General features: G+C 71.7%; 17 protein-coding genes. 6 read left to right on the top strand and 11 right to left on the bottom strand.

Annotation, left to right across the window (positions count from 1 at the left end; genetic code table 11):
* Nucleotides 1-6: 6 nt before the first annotated feature.
* Genes MPE_RS01245 through MPE_RS01220 form a run of 6 tightly spaced genes read right to left on the bottom strand, consistent with a single transcriptional unit; the run spans nucleotide 7 to nucleotide 7,379 of the window.
* Nucleotides 7-1,125 carry a tartrate dehydrogenase gene (locus tag MPE_RS01245; RefSeq protein ID WP_011827852.1) on the bottom strand — a complete coding sequence of 373 codons (1,119 nt, stop codon included), beginning with the start codon at nucleotides 1,123-1,125 and terminating at the stop codon, nucleotides 7-9.
* Nucleotides 1,122-2,792, bottom strand: coding sequence for an FAD-dependent oxidoreductase (locus MPE_RS01240; protein WP_237706355.1), 1,671 nt, complete (start codon nucleotides 2,790-2,792; stop codon nucleotides 1,122-1,124). Before MPE_RS01240 ends, MPE_RS01245 begins: the two co-directional genes overlap by 4 nt.
* The gene (locus MPE_RS01235) at nucleotides 2,789-4,375 is read right to left on the bottom strand and encodes a polyamine aminopropyltransferase (RefSeq protein WP_011827850.1); all 1,587 of its coding nucleotides are present in this window, start codon (nucleotides 4,373-4,375) and stop codon (nucleotides 2,789-2,791) included. The genes MPE_RS01240 and MPE_RS01235 overlap by 4 nt, the downstream gene beginning before the upstream one ends.
* Nucleotides 4,376-4,405: 30 nt before the next feature.
* Nucleotides 4,406-4,630 (bottom strand): DUF350 domain-containing protein, encoded by a 225-nt coding sequence (locus tag MPE_RS01230; protein WP_011827849.1) that lies wholly within the window; start codon nucleotides 4,628-4,630, stop codon nucleotides 4,406-4,408.
* A 36-nt stretch (nucleotides 4,631-4,666) separates the two neighbouring features.
* Nucleotides 4,667-6,304: a DUF4178 domain-containing protein gene (locus MPE_RS01225; protein ID WP_011827848.1), complete on the bottom strand. Its 1,638-nt coding sequence runs from the start codon at nucleotides 6,302-6,304 to the stop codon at nucleotides 4,667-4,669.
* 34 nt (nucleotides 6,305-6,338) lie between these two features.
* Nucleotides 6,339-7,379 (bottom strand): SPFH domain-containing protein, encoded by a 1,041-nt coding sequence (locus MPE_RS01220; RefSeq protein WP_011827847.1) that lies wholly within the window; start codon nucleotides 7,377-7,379, stop codon nucleotides 6,339-6,341.
* A gap of 129 nt (nucleotides 7,380-7,508) precedes the next feature.
* Here MPE_RS01220 and MPE_RS01215 point away from each other — a divergent pair, with 129 nt between their 5' ends.
* On the top strand, nucleotides 7,509-8,744 hold the full coding sequence (locus tag MPE_RS01215) for an FAD-dependent monooxygenase (RefSeq protein ID WP_011827846.1): 1,236 nt from the start codon (nucleotides 7,509-7,511) through the stop codon (nucleotides 8,742-8,744).
* 20 nt (nucleotides 8,745-8,764) lie between these two features.
* Here MPE_RS01215 and MPE_RS01210 read toward each other — a convergent pair whose 3' ends face one another.
* Entirely contained in the window at nucleotides 8,765-9,583 is an 819-nt protein-coding gene (locus tag MPE_RS01210; RefSeq protein WP_011827845.1) for a carbon-nitrogen hydrolase family protein, read from the bottom strand.
* On the bottom strand, nucleotides 9,580-13,800 hold the full coding sequence (locus MPE_RS01205) for a YhdP family protein (protein WP_049820737.1): 4,221 nt from the start codon (nucleotides 13,798-13,800) through the stop codon (nucleotides 9,580-9,582). Before MPE_RS01205 ends, MPE_RS01210 begins: the two co-directional genes overlap by 4 nt.
* Nucleotides 13,801-14,056: 256 nt before the next feature.
* On the opposite strand from MPE_RS01205, the gene glnE reads away from it, so the two are divergent.
* Complete coding sequence (glnE, locus tag MPE_RS01200; protein ID WP_011827843.1) at nucleotides 14,057-16,855, top strand: bifunctional [glutamate--ammonia ligase]-adenylyl-L-tyrosine phosphorylase/[glutamate--ammonia-ligase] adenylyltransferase; 2,799 nt, start codon at nucleotides 14,057-14,059, stop codon at nucleotides 16,853-16,855.
* Nucleotides 16,839-17,444: a rhombosortase gene (gene rrtA, locus MPE_RS01195; RefSeq protein WP_041929488.1), complete on the top strand. Its 606-nt coding sequence runs from the start codon at nucleotides 16,839-16,841 to the stop codon at nucleotides 17,442-17,444. The genes glnE and rrtA overlap by 17 nt, the downstream gene beginning before the upstream one ends.
* A gap of 9 nt (nucleotides 17,445-17,453) precedes the next feature.
* Here rrtA and rfaE2 read toward each other — a convergent pair whose 3' ends face one another.
* The 3 genes from rfaE2 to MPE_RS01180 form a co-directional block, all read right to left on the bottom strand.
* On the bottom strand, nucleotides 17,454-17,933 hold the full coding sequence (gene rfaE2, locus MPE_RS01190) for a D-glycero-beta-D-manno-heptose 1-phosphate adenylyltransferase (protein ID WP_011827841.1): 480 nt from the start codon (nucleotides 17,931-17,933) through the stop codon (nucleotides 17,454-17,456).
* A 52-nt stretch (nucleotides 17,934-17,985) separates the two neighbouring features.
* Nucleotides 17,986-18,873 (bottom strand): ferritin family protein, encoded by an 888-nt coding sequence (locus MPE_RS01185; protein ID WP_011827840.1) that lies wholly within the window; start codon nucleotides 18,871-18,873, stop codon nucleotides 17,986-17,988.
* Nucleotides 18,874-18,979: 106 nt separating this feature from the next.
* Complete coding sequence (locus MPE_RS01180) at nucleotides 18,980-19,912, bottom strand: MerR family transcriptional regulator (protein WP_041929807.1); 933 nt, start codon at nucleotides 19,910-19,912, stop codon at nucleotides 18,980-18,982.
* Between the two features lie 143 nt (nucleotides 19,913-20,055).
* Between MPE_RS01180 and MPE_RS01175 the strand changes: the two genes are divergently transcribed.
* The 3 genes from MPE_RS01175 (at nucleotide 20,056) to MPE_RS01165 (ending at nucleotide 23,202) form a co-directional block, all read left to right on the top strand.
* A complete protein-coding gene (locus MPE_RS01175; protein ID WP_011827838.1) occupies nucleotides 20,056-20,673 on the top strand; it encodes a glutathione peroxidase in 618 nt (205 codons plus the stop codon).
* Nucleotides 20,674-21,061: 388 nt separating this feature from the next.
* Nucleotides 21,062-22,387: an NAD(P)/FAD-dependent oxidoreductase gene (locus MPE_RS01170; protein WP_011827837.1), complete on the top strand. Its 1,326-nt coding sequence runs from the start codon at nucleotides 21,062-21,064 to the stop codon at nucleotides 22,385-22,387.
* Between the two features lie 20 nt (nucleotides 22,388-22,407).
* The gene (locus MPE_RS01165) at nucleotides 22,408-23,202 is read left to right on the top strand and encodes a DUF1365 domain-containing protein (protein ID WP_036251177.1); all 795 of its coding nucleotides are present in this window, start codon (nucleotides 22,408-22,410) and stop codon (nucleotides 23,200-23,202) included.
* Nucleotides 23,203-23,204: the final 2 nt, after the last annotated feature.

Here is a 23,204-nt window from a genome sequence, read left to right as displayed (position 1 = left end):
ACGCGCCTAAGGCGCGCCGGCCGCCACCTGCTCGGCGATCGCGCGCCCCATCACGGTCGTCGAGGCGTGGCCACCCAGGTCGGGCGTGCGCGGCCCGGTCACCAGCACCCGCTCGATCGCCGCCACGATGGCGTCGTGGGCCTGCAGATGGCGTGCGGTGTCCGCACCGATCGCGCCGCCGAGGAAGTCGAGCATCAGCGCGCCCGACCAGATCATCGCCACCGGGTTCGCGATCGCGCGACCGAAGATGTCGGGCGCCGAGCCGTGCACCGGCTCGAACAACGAGGGGAAATGGCGCTGCGGATTCAGGTTCGCCGAGGGCGCCAGGCCGATGGTGCCGGTGCAGGCCGGGCCCAGGTCGCTGAGGATGTCGCCGAACAGGTTGCTGGCGACCACGACGTCGAAGCGAGTCGGCTGCAGCACGAAGCGCGCGCTGAGGATGTCGATGTGCTGCTTGTCGACCGTGACCTCGGGGTAGCCCTGCGCCATCGCGTCGGCGCGTTCGTCCCACCACGGCATGCTGATGGCGATGCCGTTGGACTTGGTGGCGACGGTGAGGTGCTTGCGCGGCCGCGACTGCGCCAGCTCGAAGGCGAACTTCATCACCCGGTCGGTGCCGTGGCGCGAGAACACCGACTCCTGGATCACGATCTCGCGCTCGGTGCCTTCGAAGAGGCGCCCGCCGAGATGGGTGTACTCGCCCTCGGTGTTCTCGCGCACCACGAAGAAGTCGATGTCGCCGGGCTTGCGCGGCCGGCCGTCGCGGTCGACCAGCGGACACGGCACGCCGTCGAACAGCCGCACCGGGCGCAGGTTGACGTACTGGTCGAACTCGCGGCGGAACTTGAGCAGCGAGCCCCACAGCGACACGTGGTCGGGCACCACCGCCGGCCAGCCGACCGCGCCGAAGTAGATGGCGTCGTAGCCGCTCAGCGTCGCGAACCAGTCGTCGGGCAGCATCTGCCCGGTGCGCTGCCAGTAGGCGGCGCAGGCCCAGTCGAAATGATCGAACTGCAGCGGCAGTTCGAAGCGCTGCGCCGCGGCCTCCAGCACGCGCAGGCCCTCCGGCATCACCTCCTGCCCGATGCCGTCGCCGGGAATCACCGCAATGCGATGGGGCTTCATGTCGGTCTCCTCGAAGTCTCGGTGCCGCCCAGGGCCTGCGCGACCGCCTGGCCCGCCAGTGTGCCGCGCGTGTAGGCCTCCTCGAATACCGAGCTGGCCGACAGGTCGGCGTGGGCGAAATGCAGCCGCCCCTGCGCCGTGCCCAGCGCGGCCAGCGCCGCGTCGCCGCGCAGCCCGGGGGTCGGCACGATCATCGCGTGACCGTAGCGCATCGAGTCGACCCGCGCCAGCCGCTGCGGCAGGTCGGGGTGCGCCGGCAGCAGGTCGGCCAGCACCGCGTCGCGCCAGGCAGTCCACGGCGCCGTCAGCAGACGGGCCCGCTGCGCCTTCAGTTCGGCGCGCGATTGCCCGCCGAGCGCCCAGTAGTGCGTCAGCACCGTCGGGCCGGGCACCGGGCGCAAGCTCTGGTGCATCGCATCGACATAGCCCAGCGCCGGGCTGCCGGCGATCACGTTGTCCCAGGCCGGCGGCGGACCGGGGCGGTCGATCAGCGGCGCATGCAGTTGCAGGTTGCTGACCAGCCAGGGCGCATAGGTGAGCCGCGGCACCACGTCGGCCAGCGCCGCCGGCCGCGCATCGATCAGCCGCGACGCGACGAACAGCGGCACGCAGACGACGACCCGCCGCGCCAGCCAGCGCTCCGGCCGCGCCGCCCGCGCATTCCAGACCTCGAGCGCCACCTCGTGACGCGACGGCGTGATGCGGGTCAGCACCGCGGCGGTCTGCAGGCGCTCGTCGAGTCCGCGTGCCAGCCTTTCGGTCAGCCACGCATTGCCTTCGGGCCAGGTCAGCACCGCGTCGGCGGGCTCGGCGGCGTCTTCGCCAGGGACATGGAAGCCGTGGCGGCTCGCGAAGTAATGAATCCCGGCCCAGGCCGACACGAGACCGAGACCGGCGCCGTAGTCGTCTCGGCAACCGTAGTCCAGATAGGCGAGCAGACGCGCGTCGTCGTAGCCCTGCTCGTTCAGCCAGGCGGCGAAGCTGACCGCATCGAGGGCCGCCAGGCCCGTGCTCCAGCGGCTGCGCAGCGTGGGCATCGCGAAGCTCAGCGTGCGCTGCAGTGTCCCCACCTCGGCGGCAAAGCGCTGCATCTGCGCCAGCGTGCCGACCCCGGCGCCGTCCAGCGGCAGCAGGCCTTCGTGCCAGCGGCCGGGCGCGATGGCATCGACCTGGGCGGACGGCACGAACATCCGCTCCTGCGGCGCATGGCAGAGATGGCGTTCGTCGTAGATCGTGCGGCCGGCCTCGCTGCGCGCCACGCCCAGTTCGTGCAGCAGTTCGATGACCTCGCGTGCCTCAGGGCCGGGCAACGGCAGGTAGTGCGCGCCGAGCGGACAGCGCATGCCGCCCATGGCGTGCGCGCGCGCATTGCCGCCGGCCGCGTCTTCCAGTTCGAACACGCGGAAGTCGTCGATGCCGGCGTGACGCAGCGACCGCGCCGCCGCCAGCCCGGCCACCCCGGCACCGACGATGGCGACGCTGCAGCGCCGCGTGCCGTCGGCATCGGCGCGCGGCAGGCGGCCGTCGCGCAGTGCGTGCCCCCGCCCCGCATCGGCGCCCACCCAACCGCCCGCCACCTCGACCGGCGCGCGCTCGCAACCGGCCAGCCACGGCCAGGTGGCCAGCGCGCCGCCGGCCGCCAGCAGCGCACGGCGTGCGGCACTCACTGGTGGACGCGACCCCATTCCTCTTCGAAGGTGTGCACCAGCCCCTGGGTGCTGAGGCGGTTGGGCTCGGCGGGCACGCGGGCCATGTCGGGCGGGAAGTCGAACAGCGCGGGCAGGCCCTCGACGGTCAGGAAGCGCAAGCCCTCGGGCAGTCGGCGCGGCGTGGCCAGCGGACGTTGACCGGCCAACACGAAGCCCCATTCGCCGAAGCTCGGCACGTGCGCGTGATAGGGCGACGCCTGCAGGCCCACGGCCTCGATGGTGCTCACCACCGTCCAGAAGCTCTTGCGCGCGATCAGCGGCGAGGTGGTCTGCACCACCGCGTAGCCGGAGGCCGCGAGATGGCGGGCCATCAGCGCGTAGAAGCTGGTCGAGTAGAGCTTGCCGATCGCGTGGTTGCTGGGGTCGGGGAAGTCGACCACGATCACGTCGAACAGCGCGTCGTGGCGGTCCAGCCAGCCAAAGGCATCGTCGTTGACGATCGTGAGCTTGGGCGACTTCAGCGCCCCGCCATTCAGTGCGATCAGCAGCGGTTCGGTCGAGAACAGGCGCGTCATCGCCGGGTCCAGCTCGACCAGCGTGACGTGCTCGACCGTCGAGTGCTTCAGCACCTCGCGCACCGCCATGCCGTCGCCGCCGCCGAGCACCAGAACCCGCTTGGGCGCGCCATGCGCCGCCATCGCCGGATGCACCAGCGCCTCGTGGTAGCGGTACTCGTCGCGCGAGTGGAACTGCAGGTTGCCGTTGAGGAACAGCCGCACGCCGGCCGCCCCCGACGTGACGACGACGCGCTGGTAGGGCGAGCTCTGGCTGAAGACGATGCGGTCGCCGTAGAAGCGGTCCTCAGCCCAGGTCGTGAGCCGGTCGGCCCCGATCAGCGCCGCACCGAGCGCCGCGAGCACGGCAGCGCAGGCCAGCGCATGGGCGCGCCAGGCCCTCAGTTCTGCCCGGAAGAGCCACAGCGCCCACACCGCGACGACGACGTTCAGCAGGCCGAACACCACGCCGGTGCGGACCAGCCCGAGCTGCGGCACGAGCAGCAGCGGGAACGCGACCGACACGGCCAGCGCTCCGAGATAGTCGAAGGTCAGCACCTGCGACACCAGGTCCTTCAGCGCGTAACGCTCGCTGAAGTGGCGCTTGAGCAGGCGCATCACCAGCGGGATCTCCAGGCCCACCAGGATGCCCACCGCCAGCACCAGCCCGTAGAGCAGGGCACGGAAGGGCGCGACCGCGCTGACCGGCAGCAGGCTGTGCGCGACGAACAGTGCCGCCGGCATCAGCCCGCCGATCAGGCCGATCAGCAGCTCGATGCGCAGGAAGTTCGCGACCAGTTGGCGCTCGATGTGGCGCGACAGCCAGGAGCCGATGCCCATCGCGAACAGGTAGGCGCCGATGACGGTGCTGAATTGCAGGACCGAGTCGCCGAGCAGGTAGCTCGCCAGCGCCCCTGCTGCGAGCTCGTAGACCAGGCCGCAGGCCGCGACGACGAACACCGAGGCGAGCAAGGCCACCTCGGCCGGTCGCACCGCTGCCGCCGCGCGGCCGTCGGCCGCGCCATCGAGTGCCGCCGGTTCGCTCACGCGCCGGCCGGCTGCGCCGGGTGCGCGCGGTCAGCCATGGATCGCCGCGGCGACGATCAGCCCGATCGCCAGGCACATCGCCGCCACCACCAGTGCCAGCGCCTTGTTCTGCTTCTCGACGATCTCAGCCCACAGGTCGTAGGGCGTGAGCTTGTCGATGATCACGAAACAGATCCAGAACACCAGCACGCCGATCAGCGCGAACAGGATCGAGCCGAAGAAGACCCCTGGCCTCAGCCACTCCATACCCATCATGATGCGTCGCTCCTGTGTTGATGAATCGAGGGCAGCTTACTTGTGCCCGCCGCCACCGGTGCTGAAACCGCCGTAGGACCCGCCCGAGCTGCGCACGCCGCTGCCGCTGTTGCGCGCGCAACTCTGGTATTCGTTGCTGGCCTCGCCGTAGGTGCGGCGCAGCTCGCTGCAGTCGTCGCGGCCGCAACGCACCATCGAGAAGACGACCACGACGAACAGCAGGAAGAGGAACAGCCCGGCCATGCCGCCGAAGCCCTTTGTCGACACCGGCTTGGCGTCGCGCTGCAGCGCGGCGCGCTGGCCGTCGTCGAGCTTGAAGGCCTTGAACAGCACGTCGGCGTCGAGCGCCGCGCCGGCCGACCAGGTGACCTCGGCGTCACCGCCCTCGCCGGTCTGCTCGCGGTTGAGCTGCTTGCCGCCGGGGCCGCGGTAATCGGTGTTGCGGGTGCGCTCGCCGCGCGCCAGCCGCCAGTAGAACTCGCCGAGCACGTAGGTGATCTGGCCGCTGTAGCGGTAGAGCTCGCGGTAGCTGTCGCCCTGCCAGCGGGCGGTGGCGCCGCTGACCTGCGGCGCGCCGGTCAGCGGCCGCACCCAGCTCCAGCCGTCCTCGGCATCGACCAGGAAGGCGAAGCCGGCCTGGCGGTTGTAGAGCAGGTACTCGCGCCAGAAGCTCTGCTCGTCGTCGCCGGCCTCGGGCAGCGTGCAGCGCTCGACGTAGCCGACCACCTGCCAGGGGAGCGGCCCGCCAGCGCCGAGGGTCAGCGTGCCGCTGCGGCCCAGCGCGATCAGCGGCTCGCCGCCGGTGGCGCCCGGGGTGTCCTGGGCGTAGTGCTTCAGGTCGGCACCCGCGCCCTGCGCGCCGGGTGCGCCCAGATCGACCACCGCATGGCACTGCGCGCAGACGATCGACTGCGTGCTGTCGAGCTGCACCGCCACCGACGCACCGCAACTCGGGCAGGCGAGCGTGCGCCCCTTCAGATCGCGCGTGCTGCCGTCCTCGCGCAGGCCCGACAGCGTCAGCTCGGCGAGCTGCAGGCCGCGGCCGACGTACCAGCGCGGCGGCCGGCCTTCGCTGGCCGGGCCGTAGTCGATGCTGGCGACCTCGCCGCGCGCATTGCGCAGTTCGGCCACGACATAGGCGCGCTCCAGCATCGGCACGAAGGGCAGCTCGCCCTCGGCGGCCCCCAGCCTGGCTGTGGTGACGCTGGCGACCGACCAGCTCTCGCGGCCCAGCACCTGCTGCGCGCCAACGCGCAGCGCCTCGGGCGGCGGCAGGGCCTCGGGTGGCGCCGGCGCCTCGAAGCCGAAGACGTAGCCCCCGTTGTCCTCGCTGAGCCAGCCGGAGCGCGGCGCGGCGTCGGTCGGGTCGGCGCTGTCGAACAGCGCATGCCATTCGTTCCAGCTGCCGCCCGCGTAGCGCACCTGCAGCCGGCCGACCAGCGTGAACGCCGCGCCCTGCCAGCGCCCGGCGGTGCCGAGCTGCAACGGGCTGTGGTCGTCGAACAGCTCGGCACTCTGGCCGATGCGCCGCAGCGCGTCGCCCTCGCGCAGCAGCGTGCTGCGGCAGTAGCTGCAGACGGCCAGCGCCGACGCGGCCGAACGGAACTCGACCGCCGCGCCGCAGTTGGGGCAGGCGGCGCGGTAGGCGCGCTGGGGCGAGGGATCGGTGGCCAAGGCTCAGCCGTGTGAGTCAGGGCCCGCCATCACCTCACACCAGCTTCTTCAGCAGCTCGGCCTTCTTCGCCGCGAACTCCTCGTCGGTGAGGATGCCCTTGGCCTTCAGGTCGGCCAGCTTCTCGATCGTCGCCATCACCTGGTCGGGTGCGATCGCGGCCGGCGCGGCGGGGGCTGCTGCCGCGCCGCCGCCCTGCAGGCCCTGCTGCAGGTTCTGCGCCAGCACCTGACCGAGCGCAACGCCCGCGCCCAGGCCCATCGCGTCGCCCGCGATGCCGCTGCCGCCACCGGCTCCGCCTCCTTCGGCGAACTTCGGGATCGCCTGCGCCGTCTGGTACTGCATGAACTTGCCCATGTCGCCGCCGACCATGCCCATGCCGATCTTCTGGTCGAGCACCTTCTGCAGCTCCTCGGGCAGCGAGACGTTCTGCACCGTCACGCCCTCGAGCTTCAGGCCGATCTTCTCGAAGGCCGGCGCGGTGACGGTGGCGAGCTGCTGCGCGAACTCGACCTGATTGGCCGCCAGGTCGAGGAAGGGCACGCCGCTGGAGGCCACCGCGTCGCTGATGTGCTGCAGCATCAGCGCGCGCAGCTGGCCGTCGAGGTCGGCCACGGTATAGCGCTCGCGCGTGCCCGATATCTCGGTGTGGAAGCGCTTGGGATCGGCCACGCGGTAGGCGTAGTTACCGAAGGCGCGCAGGCGCACCGCGCCGAAGTCCTTGTCGCGGATCGTCACCGGCTGGGTCGTGCCCCAGCGCTGGTCGATCTGCTGGCGCGTGCTGAAGAAGTACACGTCGCTCTTGAACGGCGACTGGAACAGCTTGTCCCAGTTCTTCAGGTAGGTCAGCACCGGCAGCGTCTGGGTGGTGAGCTTGTACATGCCGGGGCCGAACACGTCGGCCACCTTGCCCTCGTTGACGAACACCGCCATCTGCGATTCGCGCACCGTCAGCGAGCCGCCGTACTGGATCTCGTTGCCGGCCATCGGGTAGCGCCAGGCCAGCGTGCCGTCGTCGCCCTCGGTCCATTCGAGGATGTCGATGAACTGCTTCTTGATGAAATCCATCAGCGCCATGGGGAACCTCCAGTGAAGCGGGTTGCAGCGAGGGAAGCGAACACAATAGCGGCGGGATCATAGACCGCGGTCCGGGTCGCGCCGCCCCTCTTCCGGGGGCGTGCCGGCTGGCCGCCAGCAGGGCGGGTCATGGCAGCAGAACTTTCACTCGCGGTGGTCGGCGCCGGTCCGGTGGGGCTGGCGCTGGCGCTGCACGCGGCGCGCGCGCTGCCTGAGGCCCGCGTGCACGTGTTCGACGCGCGGCCCGCCGACCTGGACGTGTCGCGCGATCCGCGCACGCTGGCGCTCTCGCTCGGCAGCGTGCAGGAGTTCGAGCGCCTGGGCGTCTGGCCGAGCATCGCGCCGGCCAGCACGGCGATCACCGCGGTGCACGTGTCGCAGCAGCAGCCCGCGCTGCTGATGAATGGCCTGGCCTCGGTGCTGCGTCTGCCGCCACCCGAGCTGCTGCTGACGGCGACCGAGTGCGGCGTCGACCAGCTCGGCGCAGTGGCCAGCTACGGTGCGATCGTCGCGCCGCTGCAGGCCGCCTGGTTCGAGGCCGTGGCCAAGGAGCCGCGGCGGCTGTCGGCCCGCTTCGGCACGCCGGTCGCGGCGCTCAAGCCGGCTGCGGGGGGTGTGGAGGTCGACGCCGGCATCGCCGAGCTGCACGACCTGGCGGTGGTGGCCGAAGGCGGCGTGTTCTCGACGCAGGCGCGCAAGGCACTGGCGCACGACTACCGCCAGACCGCCTGGGTCGGCCAGGTCACGCTGGCCGGCCCGGGCGCCCCGGCGACGGCCGGCACCGCCTACGAGCGCTTCACCCCGCAGGGTCCGGCGGCGCTGCTGCCGCTGCCGCCGCTCGATGGCGCCGCGCGCGCGGCGCTCGTATGGTGCGTCGATGCCGCCGACGACCCGGTGCACGATCTCGACGACGCGCAGCGCCTCGCGGTGCTGAACCAGGTGTTCCCTCCTCGCGTCGGCCGCCTCGTGGCGATCACGCCGCTCAAGCGCTTCGCGCTCGGGCTCAATGCCGAGCGCACGCTGGTCGAGGGCCGCACGGTGCGCATCGGCAATGCGGCCCAGACGCTGCACCCGGTGGCCGGCCAGGGACTGAACCTCGGGCTGCGCGACGCGCATGCGCTGGTCGCCGCGCTGCAGGCGGCACCGGCCGCGGCGGGCGACTTCGATGCCGTACTGAAGCGGGTGGAATGGCAACGTGCCCCGGATCGCTGGGCACTGATCGCCGCCACCGACTTCCTGGCCCGCAGCTTCACCTGGCCGCTGCCCGGCCTGGCCAGCGCCCGCGGGCTGGGTCTGGCGGCGCTGCAGGCGTTGTCGCCGGCCAAGCGACTGCTGGCTCGGCAGATGATGTTCGGCTGGCGCTGACGCGGCCGCGTGCAGCGGCGCTACAGCACGCGGTGCTGCAGCGCAGGCAGTTGCGCGCGCACCTGCGCCATGCGGGCAGCGTCGAGGCTCGCGATCACCACACCCTCGTCCTCGGCCTGCACCGCCAGTACGTCGCCCCAGGGGCCGACGATCATCGTGTGACCCCAGGTGCGGCGGCCGTTCTCGTGGCGGCCGCCCTGCGCCGGCGCCAGCACCATGCACTGGTTCTCGACCGCCCGCGCGCGCAGCAACAGCTCCCAGTGCGCCTGGCCGGTGGGGTAGGTGAAGGCGGCCGGCACCAGCAGCAGGTCGCAGGGCGGCACGCAGAGCGCGCGGTACAGCTCGGGAAAGCGCAGGTCGTAGCAGATGCTGAGGCCGACACGCCAGGTGTGCCCGGCGCGGTCGGTGAGCGCGATGGCTACCGGCGTGGCGCCCGGCAGCAGCGTGGCGGCCTCGTCGTAGCGTCGCTCGCCGTCGTCGAAGCGGAACAGGTGGACCTTGTCGTAGCGCGCCACGCGCCGGCCGTCGGGGCCGAACACCAGCGTGGTGTTGTGGGCCCGGTCGCGGCGCCCGTCGATGCGCAAGGGCAGCGTGCCGCCCACCAGCCACACGCCGCACTCGCGGGCAGCGGCGGCCAGCAGGTCCTGAATCGGGCCGCTGCCGTCGGCCTCGGCCACGTCGAGCTTGTCGGTGTCGCGCTGGCCCATCAGGCAGAAGTACTCCGGCAGGGCCACCAGCTCGGCCCCGGCGTCGGCCGCCCGGCCGATCAGCGCCCGGGCCCGCGCCAGGTTCTCCGCGACGCGCGGCGTGGACACCATCTGCACGGCTGCGATCTTCATGGCGACTCCTTGGACGCCGGCGCCGAGGCCGCCTCGTCGGTCGGCACCGCGTCGCCGAGTTTGCGCTCGATGCGCTCGACCTTGGGCTCGGCCCACGGTCCGGTGACGTGGAATTCGCGCGTGCCCGCGTTCATGATGGGCCGGCGCAACAGCCACTGCGCGACGAAGCTGCCCAGGCCGACCGCCGGGTTGATGGCCGCCACCGCGAGCGAAGCCGCTCCGGCATTGATCTCGGGCACCACCCAGACGCGCAGGTCCTGGGTCTCGTGCTCGACGTCGGCGCTGCCTTCCATCAGCACCACGGCCTGCACGCCGCGCATCCGCAGGTTGCGTGTGCTCGCCACGCCCTGCGCGATGCTGACGTCGCCGGTGATGTTGTCGAACACGAAGCCTCGCTCGAACACGTCACGGAAATCGAGCAGCAGGCGACGCGGCAGCGACTGCAGGCTGAGCACGCCCAGCAGCTTGGCCATGCCGGGATCGGCCTGCAGGAACTGCCCTCCCTCGACCGCCACGCGGACCTGTCCACCCAGGCTGGCGTAGTCGATCGCCAGCGGCGAACCGAGCCAGCTCACCTGTCCGGCCAGCTGGCCCTTGGCGCCGCGCACCACCTCGCCCTGGCCGAGCCGTGCGAGCAGCGCGCCGCCGTCGGCGATGTCGAGCTTGAAGTCCATGGTCGCTCGTCGCCGTGCCGCCGCGCCGGGCGCGGCCGCCGACCAGCGGCCGCTGGCATTGAGCTGCGCCTCCGGCGTGACGAGGCGGAACTTGCTCAGCCGCCATTCGCGCGCCGTCTCGCCGGCCTCCGCCTCGCGGTTCTGCGCCTCGATCTCGACCCGGCCGAGGCGCTTGCCGCGCAGTTCGAAGTCGTCGATCACGATGTCGAGCGCCGGCACGCTGGGCGAGGCCTGCTCGAGCAACGAGCTGACCGCGTCGGCTTCGCTCTTGGGCAGGGACAGCCGCGACAGGCGCGCGTGGAGACGGCCGGCACCCTCGGTCGCGGCGCGGGCACCCCCGGGCGGGCGGTACTCGGCGTAGCCGTTGAACTCGGTGGCATCGAGGTTGGCGCGCCAGGTGGCGTCGTCGACCGCGACGCCGCGCGTCAGACCGACCACGACCTCGTGCAGGTGCCGCCCGCTGGTGACGAGTTCCTTGGCCCGCAGCGCCACCGTGGTCGGCGCGTAGCCCATGCCGCCGGGGCCCGCCAGCGCAGCGCCGCTGCCGCCGCTCCAGGTCTCGGCCACTTTCTGCCAGGCATCGAGGTCGAGGTAGGGCAGGTTGAGGTGGGCCGCCACGCCCTCGCCCGGCTGCGGCATCGCATCCTGCACGCCGATGCCGCCGCGCAGCACCCGGGCACCTTCCGGACCCAGCTCGCGCCACCAGGCCGCCTGCACGACGCGGGCGGCCTCGGGGCCCAGCTCGACGCGCAGCTGGTCGCGCGGCGGCCCGCCGCCGGCCGCAATCGACTCCGGCACCAGGCTGGCCTGCACGCGCAGCGGCAGCGCCTGGTCGGCGCTCTTGCGCAGCGGCGCCGGCAGGTCGACCGACAGGCCGAGCAGGTTGCTGCTCAGCTGCCACTCGGCCTGGCCCTGCACGATCCCCAGCGCGAGCCTGTAGCCGGTCTGGCCGCCGAGCACGGCGCCCGCCTGCGCCGCCAGCGGGCCGAGTTCGCTCGTGCGTCGCAGGCCGTCGGCGCTGGCCGTGCCCTGCACATTGAAGCGCAGGCTGCCGTCGGCCTGCCGGGCTCCATCGAAACTCGCCTCGCCGCCCAGCACGCGGGCGCTGCCGCCGGTCAGCGAGAAGCTGGTGTCACCGAAGGCGACACGCGCCTTCGCATTGGCCAGCAGCGGCAGGTCGGGCCGCAGCCGCAGGTCGTTGCCGGTCAGCCGCAGCGAGCCGCGCACGCTGCTGCGCTCGCTGTGCAGCAGCGGGATGTCGAGTGCCAGCTGCAGCTCGATCGGCGTCTGCACGGGACCGGTGCTCGCCTTGGCCAGCGCGCCACCGATCCAGCCGCCGACCGGCGTTGCATTGACGTAGCGCAGCGCGTCGGCCAGCGGGCCGCTGCCGTTGCCTTCGATCACCAGCGTGGCGTTGTCGGCCAGGTTGCGGATACCGCCGTGAACCCGTGCCAGCTCGAAGCTGCCGCTGCCCACGGTGCCCAGGCGGCCACGCAGGTCGCGCAGCTCCATCGACTGGCGGTCGAACACCAGCTCGCCCTTGATGTCGGTCAGCGCCGGCCACGGCGGATGCAGCCCTGCGGCGGCGGCCGTTCCCGGTTCGCCGGGCCAGCCCGGGTCGCCCGGCATGTAGGCCAGCCGCACCCCTTCGAGCCGGGCCGCGATGCGGAACTCGCCCGCCCGCTCCGCGGGCCGGGCGCCGGTAGGGGCCGGCGCGCCGAACGGAAACTGCCGCAGATCGCCGCTCACCTTGAAGTTCACTGCGCTCGCCCGGCCGGCCTGCACCGCGCGCTCGACGTACTGCCGCACGCTCGCCGGCAAGCCCAGCGGCAGGTAGCGCGCCACGCTCGGGGCCAGCGCATCGCTCAGGCGCCCATTGAGCTCGAGCACGCCCGGCAAGCGCCCTGGCTCTCCTCCGGTGTGCCAGGTGGCCTCGAATTCGCCCTGGGCATCGTCGTTGGCGAACCGGACCTCGCGGGCCCGCAGCTCGACGCGCGGCGGCGCGCCGCCGGCGCCGGCATCGATGCGCCAGTTCAGGCGGCTGCCCAGGCGCTTCAGCGCGATGCGCGGCTGTTCGAACACGCCCGGGAACTCCAGCGCACCGTCGCTCAGCGAGAGCGTCGCCTCGCCGCCGCTCTCGCTGGCCGTCAACTCGATGTCGGCCCCCTGCAGGCCCGGGCGCCCCGGCCGCCAGGCCGGGGCCGAGGCGCCCTCGGCGGGTGCCGCCGCGGCGGCCGCGGCCAGCCCCAGTCCGCGCAGGCTGGCCTGCAACCGGTAGCGCAGCGGCGCGACCAGCGGTCCGTCCCAGCGCGCCTCGACCTCGCTGGCGATGCCGGTCGGCGCCAGGCTCGCCACCCGCGTGTGCATGTCGGCGCCGATCCAGCCGACCGGCAACCTGCCGAGGGTCTGGGCCAGCAGCGCGAGGTCGAGCCGCTGCGCGCGCAGCTCGCCGCCGGCCAGCGCGCCGGCTTCGTCGAGTCGCCAGCGCAGCGTGGCGTCGGCCGCCGGCCAGTGCAGGCCGTCGGCGGTGACGAAACCGAACTGGCGCGCCTGCAGTTCACCGCTGCGCGCGCCGCCCGCGTCACCCAGCGGAGGGCGCCCGCTGAGGCGGCCGTCGATGCGCTCGAAGGCCAGCGGCTCGGCATCGGCCGCGAGCCGGAGCACGACGTCGCGCAGCGCCAGGTCGACGGTGGCGGCCACCGGTTCGGCGTTCTTCACCTCGACCCAGGCGCGCAGCGCGCCGGCGCCGCGGCTGAGGTCGAACGGCAGGTCGACCTGGCGGCGCAGCGGCGCGATGTCGGCCGACGGCAGGTCGGCGTAGAGCGTGCCGACCCAGCGGCGCCAATCGCCCGGCCGCGCCAGCAACCCGCCCTGCCCCTCGACCGGCCGCGCCAGCAAGGGCTGCGTGAAATGGCCGCGCAGCGAGAAGCGCTCGCCCCACTCGGCCGGTGGCGTGGCGTCGAGCCGCAGTTCGTGGCGCCGCACGCCGTTGCGCACCACCAGGTCCACCGCGTCGAGCGACAGCGGGGGCGCGCCCCGCAGTTCGTCGGTCCACACCAGGGTGCCACCTTGGATCACGAACTCCTGCTGGCTGAAGAACCAGTCCGTCGCCGCGCCCTCATCGCCGGGGCCCGATGATTCCAGTCCGGCCACGAGGATGCGACCGCGCGCGTCGCGTCGCACCTCGAGCCGCGCGCCCTCGACCCGCAACTGGTCGAAGCGCAACCGCCAGCGCCCGTCCCAGCCCGGCAGCAGGGACGACGGCGACAACACGGCGCGCACGCTCGGCAAGCGCAGCGCCTCGCGCGGCTCGATGTCCTGCTGCGGTGCCTCGTACAGCACCACGTCGCGCAGCTCGATGGAACGGGCCCAGCGCCACACCGAGCCGCCATCCGTGACTTCGATCGCGCCGATGCGCACCGGCACGCCCAAGGCGTGGCTCACACGCATCTCCATGTCGGGACGCCAGTGCTCGATACGCGGCAGAATCGCCCACTGCAGAACCAGCCACGCCGCGATCACGATGCTCGACACGAGCAGCACGCCAGCCAGTCCCCAGCGCCCTGCCCTGGCCAAGCCGGAACGTCGCCGGGGCGGGCGGGCGACCGACGGCGGCGGTGACACAGTGGCAGGGGCGGGAGGCGGGATGGACGGCATCGAATGGCAGAACGGGCGGCGGGGCGCGCAGCACGCACGCCTTGCGCGCCGCACTGACTGCACGGCCCGCCACGTGGCCGGCATGCCGCGTCTGGCGCTCCGTCGACGGGCAGCACGCTAGCACAGACCCTTCGGCCACACGATGCGTTCCCTGCCTGAAACAAGCACGAACAACGGCGACGGCCCGGTGAACGCCTGCCCAACCGGACCGGCGCAGGCGGCCCATTCGCGCTTCGTCCAGCGCATCCGCCGCCGCTACCCGGCCGAGTTGGCCTTGCTGCCACCCGGCGTGCCGGGACGCGAAGCCATCGGCGCCTTGATTGACACCCTGCAGTCCGGCGGCCGGGCCCTGCCGGCCGCCTTGCGCGTGGCCCGTCAGCTGGTGATCGAGCGGCTGGCGGTGCTCGACATCGAGGCGCACGCCCCGCTCGACACCGTCACGCTCACCATGAGCACGTTGGCCGAGGTGACGCTGGACCGCGCACTGGCACAGGCCTTCGCCGACCAGGACGCGCGCCACGGCATCCCGTGCAAGGCCGACGGCCGTCGGGCCGCGTTCTGGGTGCTGGGCATGGGCAAGCTCGGCGCGGTCGAGCTCAACGTGTCGTCGGACATCGACCTGATCTATGTCTATGACGAAGACGGCCAGACGGCCGGTCATGGCAACAGCCGCGCCGGCGCGTCGATCAGCAACCACGAGTACTTCAGCCAGGTGGCGCGCACGCTCTATGCGCTGATCGGCGAGACCACCGAGGACGGCAACGTGTTCCGCGTCGACCTCGCGCTGCGGCCGAACGGCAACTCCGGCCCGCCGGTGGTGAGCCTGGCGATGCTGGAGGAGTACTTCCTCGTGCAGGGCCGCGAGTGGGAACGTTTCGCGTGGCTGAAGAGCCGCGTGGTCGCGCCGGCCAGCGCCATGACCAGCGGCGAGGCGCTGCCGCTGCGCGACGTGGTGATCCCGTTCGTGTTCCGTCGCTACCTCGACTACGGCGTGTTCGAGGGCCTGCGCCAACTGCACCGCAAGATCCGCGATGAGGCGGCGCGGCGCGCCGCCGGACGGCCCGAGCGCGCCAACGACGTGAAGCTGTCGCGTGGCGGCATCCGCGAGATCGAGTTCACCGTGCAGCTGCTGCAGGTGGTGCGCGGTGGCCAGTTCCCCGAGCTGCGCACGCGCTCGACGCTGACCGCGCTGGAGCGGCTGGTCGCGGTCGGCGTGATGAAGCCCGAGACGGCCGGCAAGCTCGCCGAGGCCTACCGCTTCCTGCGCCGGCTGGAACACCGCATCCAGTACCTCGACGACCAGCAGACGCATCTGCTGCCGACCGACGATGCCGATCTCGGCTGGATCGCCCGCTCGATGGGGCTGATCTGCACGGCCGACACCTGCGAGCTGCTCGACACGCTGGGCACGCACCGCGAGTTCGTCGCGACCGAGTTCGACGCGCTGCTGCACGACGGCCGCACGCCGGGCGCCGGCGGCTGCAAGAGCTGCGGCGGCCCGCCGCCCCAGCTCGACGGCGAAGCCTTCCTCGAGCGCCTGCCGGCGGCGATCGCCGCGCGCGTGCGGAGCTTCTGCGCGACGCCGAAGGTCGCCGTGCTGCGCGACGAGACGAAGCTGCGGCTGGCCAAGCTGATCGGCCGCGCCTCGCTGGCCATCGACGAGGTCGACATCCGCGAGGACGCGGTGCTTCGCTTCATCGATTGGCTCGAGCCGCTGCTGCGCCGCGAGAGCTACCTGGCGCTGCTGGCCGAACGGCCCGAGGTGCTGAACCGGCTGCTGCGACTGCTGGGCCTGGCGCGCTGGCCGATGCGCTACCTGATGCGCCACCCGGGTGTGATCGACGAGTTGGCCGATGCCCGTGCGCTGCAGGGGCGCTTCGAGCGCGCCGCCTACCTGCGCGACCTGAACGAGCGCCACAGTGCCTGGAAGCGCGGCGGCCAGGCCGACGAGGAGTCGCTGCTCGACACGCTGCGCCGCGCCCACCATGCGGAGGTGTTCCGCACGCTGGTGCGCGACGTCGAGGGAGCGCTCAGCGTCGAGCAGGTGGCCGACGATCTGTCCGCGCTGGCCGACGCCACGCTCGACTGCGCCATCCGCTGGGCCTGGCAGCACCTGCGGCAGCGCCACCGCGACGACCCGCATTTCGCGGTGGTCGCCTACGGCAAGCTTGGCGGCAAGGAGCTCGGCTACGGCTCCGACCTCGACGTGGTGTTCCTGTTCGACGATGCCGACGAGGCCGACCCCGACAAGGCCGCCGAGGTCTACGCCGCCTTCGTGCGCAAGCTGATCACCTGGCTCACGCTGCGCACCGCGGCCGGCGAGCTGTTCGACATCGACACCGCGCTGCGCCCCAACGGCAACTCGGGACTGCTGGTGACCTCGATCGCGTCGTTCGAGCGCTACCAGGCCGGCCGCGGCAGCAACACCGCGTGGACCTGGGAGCACCAGGCGATCACGCGGGCGCGCTGGTGCGCGGGCGAGCCGGCCCTCGCGCCCCGCGTCGAGGCGGTGCGGCGCGCGGTGCTGGCGGCGCCGCGCGATGCCGCAGCCCTGCGCGAGGAGGTCCGCACCATGCGCGAACGGGTGCGCGCCGCCCACCCGGTGCCGGCCCGTGACGGCCAGCCACCGCCGTTCGACGTGAAGCACAGCGAGGGCGGCATGATGGACGTCGAGTTCGCAGTGCAGACGCTGGTGCTGGCGCATGGTGCGGCGCACCCGGCGCTGCGCGACGACATCGGCAACATCGCGCTGCTGCGACTCGCCGAAACCGTGGGCCTGCTGCCGCCGGGCGTGGGCCAGGGCGCCGCCGATGCCTACCGGGAACTGCGCCGGGCCCAGCACCGCGCGCGGCTCGACGAGGCGCCGACGCAGTTCGACGGCGAGGCCTTCGCCACCGAGCGAGCCGCGGTGCGCGCGCTCAGCCGTGCCGTCTTCGGCTGAGGGGCCGCGCAGCCTGGTGCGGCCGGGCAGCATCGCCTGGGCCCTGGTAGGGCTGCTGATGCTGTTGCCGGCGCTCGCGGTCTACCCGAGCCCCACCGCCGAACCGGTGCTGAACTGGCAGCCGGCGCTGTGGCTCACCGAACCGTGGCGTGCCTGGAGCGCCGTCTGGGTGCACCTGAGCCGGCAACACCTGCTCGTCAACTTGGCCGGCGGGCTGTTGGTGGTCGCGCTCGGCGTCGCCGCCCGCGTCCCGATGCGCGCCGCCATCGCCTGGGCGACGGCGTGGCCATTGACGCAGCTCGGCCTGCTGCTGATGCCCGACCTGCTGCGCTATGCCGGCCTGTCGGGGGTATTGCACGCCGGGGTCGCCATCGTCGCAGTCGTGCTGCTGCGGCGCGCGGATGCGGCGTCGCGGCGGCTGGGGGGCGCCATCGTCGCCGTGCTGGCCGTCAAGCTGCTGAGCGAAACGCCGTGGCGCGGACCGCTCGCGCATCCCGAAGGCTGGGACATCGCGGTCGCGCCGCTCGCGCACAGCACCGGCGCGATCGCCGGGGCACTGCTCGCCAGGCTGCTGCTGCGCCGGCGTTGACGCCAGGGTTCAGTCGCGGATGCGGCGCACCAGCGCGGTGGTGGAGTAGCCAGGCAGGAACGGGATGGCGAGCGCGCCGCCGCCCCAGCTGCGCACCAGCGCGGTCTCGGCCAGCGTCTCCATGTCGTAGTCACCGCCCTTGACGTACAGGTCAGGTCGCACCTGCTTCAGCAACTCGACCGGCGTCGGCTCGTCGAACAGCGTGACGAGGCTCACGCTCTCGAGCGCCGCCAGCACCGCGGCGCGGTCGGCCTCGCGGTTCAGCGGTCGGTCCGGCCCCTTGCCGAGGCCGCGCGCCGACGCGTCGCTGTTCACTGCGACCACCAGACTGCCGCCGAGCGAGCGCGCCTGCGCCAGGTACTCGACGTGACCCCGGTGCAGGATGTCGAACACGCCGTTGGTGAAGACGATCGGCCGCGCGAGTTCGCCGAGGCGCTGACTCAAGGCCCGGCGGGAGCAGAGCTTGCCGTGGAAGGCAGGGGGCTTCATGCCGCCATTGTCGCGTGCCCCGCGCCGGGCGGCCGCGATGAGGCGGACTCGATCAGGCCGGCTGGGTGCCCGGGGGGCCGCCGGCCGCCGAAGCCGCCGCCGCGGTGGCGGCCAGCTTCTGCGTCATTTCCTTGCGGAAGCGGTTGAGCTCCTGGACGCTCTCGAAGCTGCGCTCCATCAGCAGGCTCAGGTTGTGCAGGATGCGTTCGACCACCTTGTTCTCCCACACGGCATCGAACTGGATCTGCTTGTCGAGCCAGGCCTCCAGCCACTCGGGATCGGGCAGGCGCGACTGGATGGTGTCGCGCGGGAACAGCCTCTCGTTGACATGCAGGTTGGTCGGGTGCAGGGCCTGCGCGGTGCGGCGCGCACTCGCCATCAGCACGCCGACCTTGGCGAACGCGGCCTTGGCCTCGTCGCCGAACTTCTGCAGTGCGCGCTTCATGTAGCGCAGGTAGGCGCCGCCGTGGCGCGCTTCGTCGCGCGCCAGCGTTTCGTAGATCGCCTTGATGACCGGCTCGTCGTGCCACTCAGCCGCGCGGCGGTACCAGTGGTTGAGGCGGATCTCGCCACAGAAGTGCAGCATCAGCGTCTCGAGCGCCGGGGCGGGATCGAACTCGAAACGCACCTCGTGCAGTTCGGCCTCGGTGGGCACCAGATCGGGCCGGAAGCGACGCAGGTATTCCATCAGCACCAGCGAGTGCTTCTGCTCCTCGAAGAACCACACGCTCATGAAGGCCGAGAAGTCGCTGTCGTCACGGTTGTCGCGCAGGAACATCTCGGTGGCCGGCAGCGCCGCCCACTCGGTGATGGCGTTCATCTTGACGGTCTGCGCCTGCTCTTCCGAGAGGCGGCTGGCGTCGAACTGGTCCCAAGGAATGTCCTTGTCCATGTTCCAGCGCACGGATTCGAGTTGCTTGAAGAGTTCGGGGTAAAGCATGTCGGCCCCTTGTTGAGCTGCGCCGATTGTAGGTGGCGGGCGTGACACGACGGCGTCATATCCCGTGCGCCGAGCAGCGCCTTCTTGAGCGGAAAATGCGTCGCGCTCAACCGTGCTGCGCGCGCCAGCGCCGCGTTTCCCCGGCGATCGCACCCAGCGCGGCCAGCGCCGTCACACCCGCCACCGGCCGGCGCTGCAGCACCGGCGCACTGCCGCCGGCCCAGATCTCGATCGACGGCGGCAACTTCTCCCGCAACTCCGCGAGACCGGTCGTGACCGCCGTCGGTGTGAGTATCGAGCTGAAGCTCAGCGCCACGATGTCGGCGCGCTGCGACTTGGCGGCCAGCACGATGTCCCAGATCGGCGTCTGCACCCCCAGGCTCAGGCAGCGGCAACCTTCCAGCAGGAACAGCGGTTCGGCCATCAGCAGCCCCAGGCCGTGCGGCTCGTGCGGGAAGGTGGTCAGCAACACGCGGGGCCGGCTGCCCGTCTCGGGCACCGGCACCGTGCTGATGGCCTGACGCAGCAGCACGTGCATCGATTCGGTGTACAGGTGCTCCTCGAAGACTTCCAGATGACCGCGCATCCAAGCGTCGCCGATCAACGTATTCAAGGGCGAGATGACCTCGATGACGAAGCGCGCCAACCCCAGCTGCAGTTGTGCCTGCGCCAATTGGCGGCGCAGTCCGTCCACGTCATGAGCGCGCACCAGATCGACGTAGGCGCGAAGATCGGGTTGGCCGGGATCGCCGCGCGGTCCCGCGACCGCGGCGCTGCTGTCGCTGAGCCGCAGCAGGGCGTCGACCGGCTGCGCGACGATCTGCCCAGGCCGGTGCCCGGCGTCGAGCAGGCGCTTGATGACGCGCAGCTTCTCCACCTGATCCAGCGGATAGAAGCGCTCGGCCAGCGCGTTCCGGTCCGGCACGGGGAAGCCGTAGCGGCGCTCCCAGATGCGCAAGGTGTCCTTCGTCAGCCCCGTGTCGCGCTCGACCGCCGCGATGGACAGGGCGATGGGACGGGTTTCGCTGCGTGTGCTCATCGCCGCTGGCGCCAGCTCGCGCACGGCCATCGACAAACCGGGGATACACGTTTCATTGCGGGTCGACCAGCATTTGACGGGGGCATGGGCGCTCGTAATATAGATCAGTTCCAGCGTTTGACCAGGACAAACAGGAGATCCTCATGCCCACTCTTGCCACGAGATCAGCCAGCGCCACCCTCTCGCCACGGCGCCGTCCGTGGCTCGGTCGCTCGGCGTTGCGACGCCTCGCGATCGCCGCGCTACTGTGCATCGTGGGCAGCGGCGCACAGGCCGCGTGCCCGCCGTTGCTGGACCGCAGCTTCCCCCGCCTGCAAGACGAGAAGCCGCAGAACCTCTGCCAGTACGCCGGCAAGGTGGTGGTGGTGGTCAACACCGCCAGTTATTGCGGCTTCACCTCCCAGTACAAGGGGCTCGAGGCGCTGCACGCCCGGTACCAGTCGAGAGGCCTGGTCGTGCTCGGCTTCCCGTCCAATGACTTCGGCTCGCAGGAACCCGGCAGCAACCAGGACATCGCCGCATTCTGCGAGAACACCTTCGGCGTCAGGTTTCCGATGTTCGCGAAGTCCAGCGTGAAGGGCAGCGCCCGCAACCCGTTGTACGCAGACCTCGCGCAGCGCACCGGGAAGACGCCCGCATGGAATTTCCACAAGTACCTGATCGGCCGCGACGGGCAGGTCGTGCTCAGCTTCTCGAGTCAGACCGACCCGCAAGACCCTGTGTTTGTCCAAGAGATTGAAAAACTTGTGGATTCACAATAAGACTGAACAGTAATATATAGACCATGCAGTTCAATAAGTTACAGCCCGAGAGCGGCAACGCCAATGCCAGAGACGGGCATCCATGGAGCTGCTTGCAAGTCGTTGCACCCACCTACGGAACATTCCGCGGCCATGTCGGTCGCAGCAAAGGTTGCCGCCGTCCTTCCCGGACCCGGCCCCCCGGTCCCGCTGCCGGGCGCTCTTTTCTGCCGCGAAGCCTTCCCCAGTGGATTGAAATCCCTGAGCACTTCTCCTCCTCCCTCCCTCCCTCCTTGGCTCAGGGGCGCTTCGCAGCATTTGTTCTTCCGATCGAGTCCCTCGCCGACCCGATCCTGACCCGCGACGCCGGTGTCCGCACCGGCGTCGCGCCGTCTGCGCGGTGATGCCGATGCGCCGCGTCGCCGTCATCGGGTCAGGGATTGCCGGTCTGGCTGCGGCCCACGCCCTGACCACGGAGCCCTCGCCGGCGCCGCTCGCGGTGACGCTGTTCGAAGCGGGCGACTATCTCGGCGGGCACACCCACACGGTCGACATCACGCTCCCGGGCACGAACGGTCCGGTCTCTCACGGCGTGGACACCGGCTTCCTGGTGTTCAACCACCGCACCTATCCCAAGCTGGTGGGCCTGTTCGAGGCCCTCGGCGTGGCGACCGCGCCGTCGGACATGTCGTTCTCGGTGCAGGCGCCCGACGCCGGGGCCGCGGGGCTCGAGTGGAGCGGCTGCAATCTGGACACGGTGTTCGCGCAGCGCCGAAACGTCGCGCGCCCGCGGTTCTGGCGGATGCTGAGGGACATCCTGCGTTTCAACCGTCTCGCGACCGCGATCGCGGAGCGCAACGAGGATGCGCAGCTCACGCAGCCGATCGGCGATTTCCTGGCCGAGCACGCCTTCAGCCCCGAGTTCCGCGACTGGTACTTCCTGCCGATGATCGGCTGCATCTGGTCCTGTCCGACCGATCAGATGCTGCGTTTTCCGGTCGCGACGATGATCCGCTTCTGCCACAACCACGGCCTGATCCAGGTGACCGACCGGCCGCAGTGGCACACGGTGCGCGGCGGCGCGCGGCACTACGTCCGGAAGATCGCCGAGCGACTGGCCGACGTGCGCCTGTCCACGCCGGTGCGTCGGGTGATGCACGTGCCCGGCGGCGTGCGGGTCGCCACCGACGCCGGCAGCCTGCCGTTCGACGCGGTCGTGCTGGCCTGCCACAGCGACCAGGCGCTGGCGCTGCTGGCCGATCCGACCCCGCAAGAACGCGCCGTGCTCGGCGCGATCCGCTACCAGCCGAATCGCGCGGTGCTGCACACCGACAGCTCGGTGCTGCCGAAGCGCCGCCGGGCCTGGGCCGCCTGGAACTACGAGCGCGCCACGACCGGCTCGCGCGAGCAGGCTGCGGTCTGCCTGCACTACCTGATGAACCGGCTGCAGCCGTTGCCGTTCCAGCAGCCTGTCGTCGTGTCGCTGAACCCGACCCGCGAACCGGCGCGCGGCAGCGTGCTCGGCGATTACGACTACGCCCACCCGGTGTTCGACCTCGCGGCCATTGAAGCGCAGCGGCGCCTGCCGGACATCCAGGGCGGCAGCGCGCAGCGCTGGTACTGCGGCGCCTGGACCGGCTACGGCTTCCACGAGGACGGGCTGGCGTCCGGCCTGGCCGCGGCGCGGGCCGTGCGCGGGTGGCTGGCCGCTGCGGCCGCGCCGCGTGCCGCATGAGCGGCCCGCTGGCCATGGGCATCGCCGCACGACCGCTGATCGCCTTCGGCAGCGTGCGCCACACGCGGCTGCGCCCGACGCGACACGCGTTCGCCTACCCCACCTACTTCCTGATGCTGCCGATGCGCAGCCTGCGCAGCACGCCTTGCATCGCTCTGCCGCGCAACCGTTTCGGCCTGATCGGCTTCCACGACACTGACCACGGCGACGGCCGCGCCGACGCGCTGGCCTGGCTCGACGAGTTGCTGGCCGGCGAAGGCGTCGCCGATGCCCGCGGCGAGGTATGGCTGCAGACCTATCCGCGCGTGCTCGGCTACGTGTTCAAGCCGGTGAGCTTCTGGTACGCGCACCGCGAGGACGGCTCGCTCGCCGCGATCGTCGCGGAAGTGAACAACACCTTCGGCGAGCGCCACTGCTACCTGCTGCACGGCGACGGCCTGGCCTGGGGTCGGGAGCTGAGCGCCGCGAAGGTCTTCCACGTCTCGCCGTTCTGCGCCATCGAGGGACGCTACCGCTTCCGGTTCCTGCGCACCACGCATCCGAGCCCCGCGGCGCGGCGGTCCCACCCGGACGCGATCGAGCACATCGTCGCCTGCATCGCGCACGACGACACCCAGGGGCCCCTGCTGCAGACCAGCGTCAGCGGCGCGCTCGTGCCGTTGAACGCGGCGAGCCTGCGGCGTGCCTTCTGGCGCATGCCGCTGATGAGCGCCGGCGTGATCGCGCGCATCCACTGGCAGGCGCTGCGGCTGTGGCTCAAGCGCGTGCCCTTCTTCGGCAAACCCGTCCCGCCCCGCGCCTTCGTCAGCCGCTGAAC

Origin of the sequence: Methylibium petroleiphilum PM1 (assembly GCF_000015725.1) — a bacterium.
GTDB lineage: Bacteria > Pseudomonadota > Gammaproteobacteria > Burkholderiales > Burkholderiaceae_C > Methylibium > Methylibium petroleiphilum.
Note: the sequence above shows the minus strand (reverse complement) of the source record. Positions and strands in the feature narration are given on the sequence as shown.

Bases quoted from the DNA above. Each gene is read 5' to 3' on its own strand.
- MPE_RS01245 (WP_011827852.1), bottom strand. From the start codon at position 1,125: ATGAAGCCCCATCGCATTGCGGTGATTCCCGGCGACGGCATCGGGCAG.
- MPE_RS01230 (WP_011827849.1), bottom strand. From the start codon at position 4,630: ATGATGGGTATGGAGTGGCTGAGGCCAGGGGTCTTCTTCGGCTCGATC.
- MPE_RS01220 (WP_011827847.1), bottom strand. From the start codon at position 7,379: ATGGCGCTGATGGATTTCATCAAGAAGCAGTTCATCGACATCCTCGAA.
- MPE_RS01215 (WP_011827846.1), top strand. From the start codon at position 7,509: ATGGCAGCAGAACTTTCACTCGCGGTGGTCGGCGCCGGTCCGGTGGGG.
- MPE_RS01210 (WP_011827845.1), bottom strand. From the start codon at position 9,583: ATGAAGATCGCAGCCGTGCAGATGGTGTCCACGCCGCGCGTCGCGGAG.
- glnE (WP_011827843.1), top strand. From the start codon at position 14,057: ATGCGTTCCCTGCCTGAAACAAGCACGAACAACGGCGACGGCCCGGTG.
- rfaE2 (WP_011827841.1), bottom strand. From the start codon at position 17,933: ATGAAGCCCCCTGCCTTCCACGGCAAGCTCTGCTCCCGCCGGGCCTTG.
- MPE_RS01185 (WP_011827840.1), bottom strand. From the start codon at position 18,873: ATGCTTTACCCCGAACTCTTCAAGCAACTCGAATCCGTGCGCTGGAAC.
- MPE_RS01180 (WP_041929807.1), bottom strand. From the start codon at position 19,912: ATGAGCACACGCAGCGAAACCCGTCCCATCGCCCTGTCCATCGCGGCG.
- MPE_RS01175 (WP_011827838.1), top strand. From the start codon at position 20,056: ATGCCCACTCTTGCCACGAGATCAGCCAGCGCCACCCTCTCGCCACGG.
- MPE_RS01170 (WP_011827837.1), top strand. From the start codon at position 21,062: ATGCGCCGCGTCGCCGTCATCGGGTCAGGGATTGCCGGTCTGGCTGCG.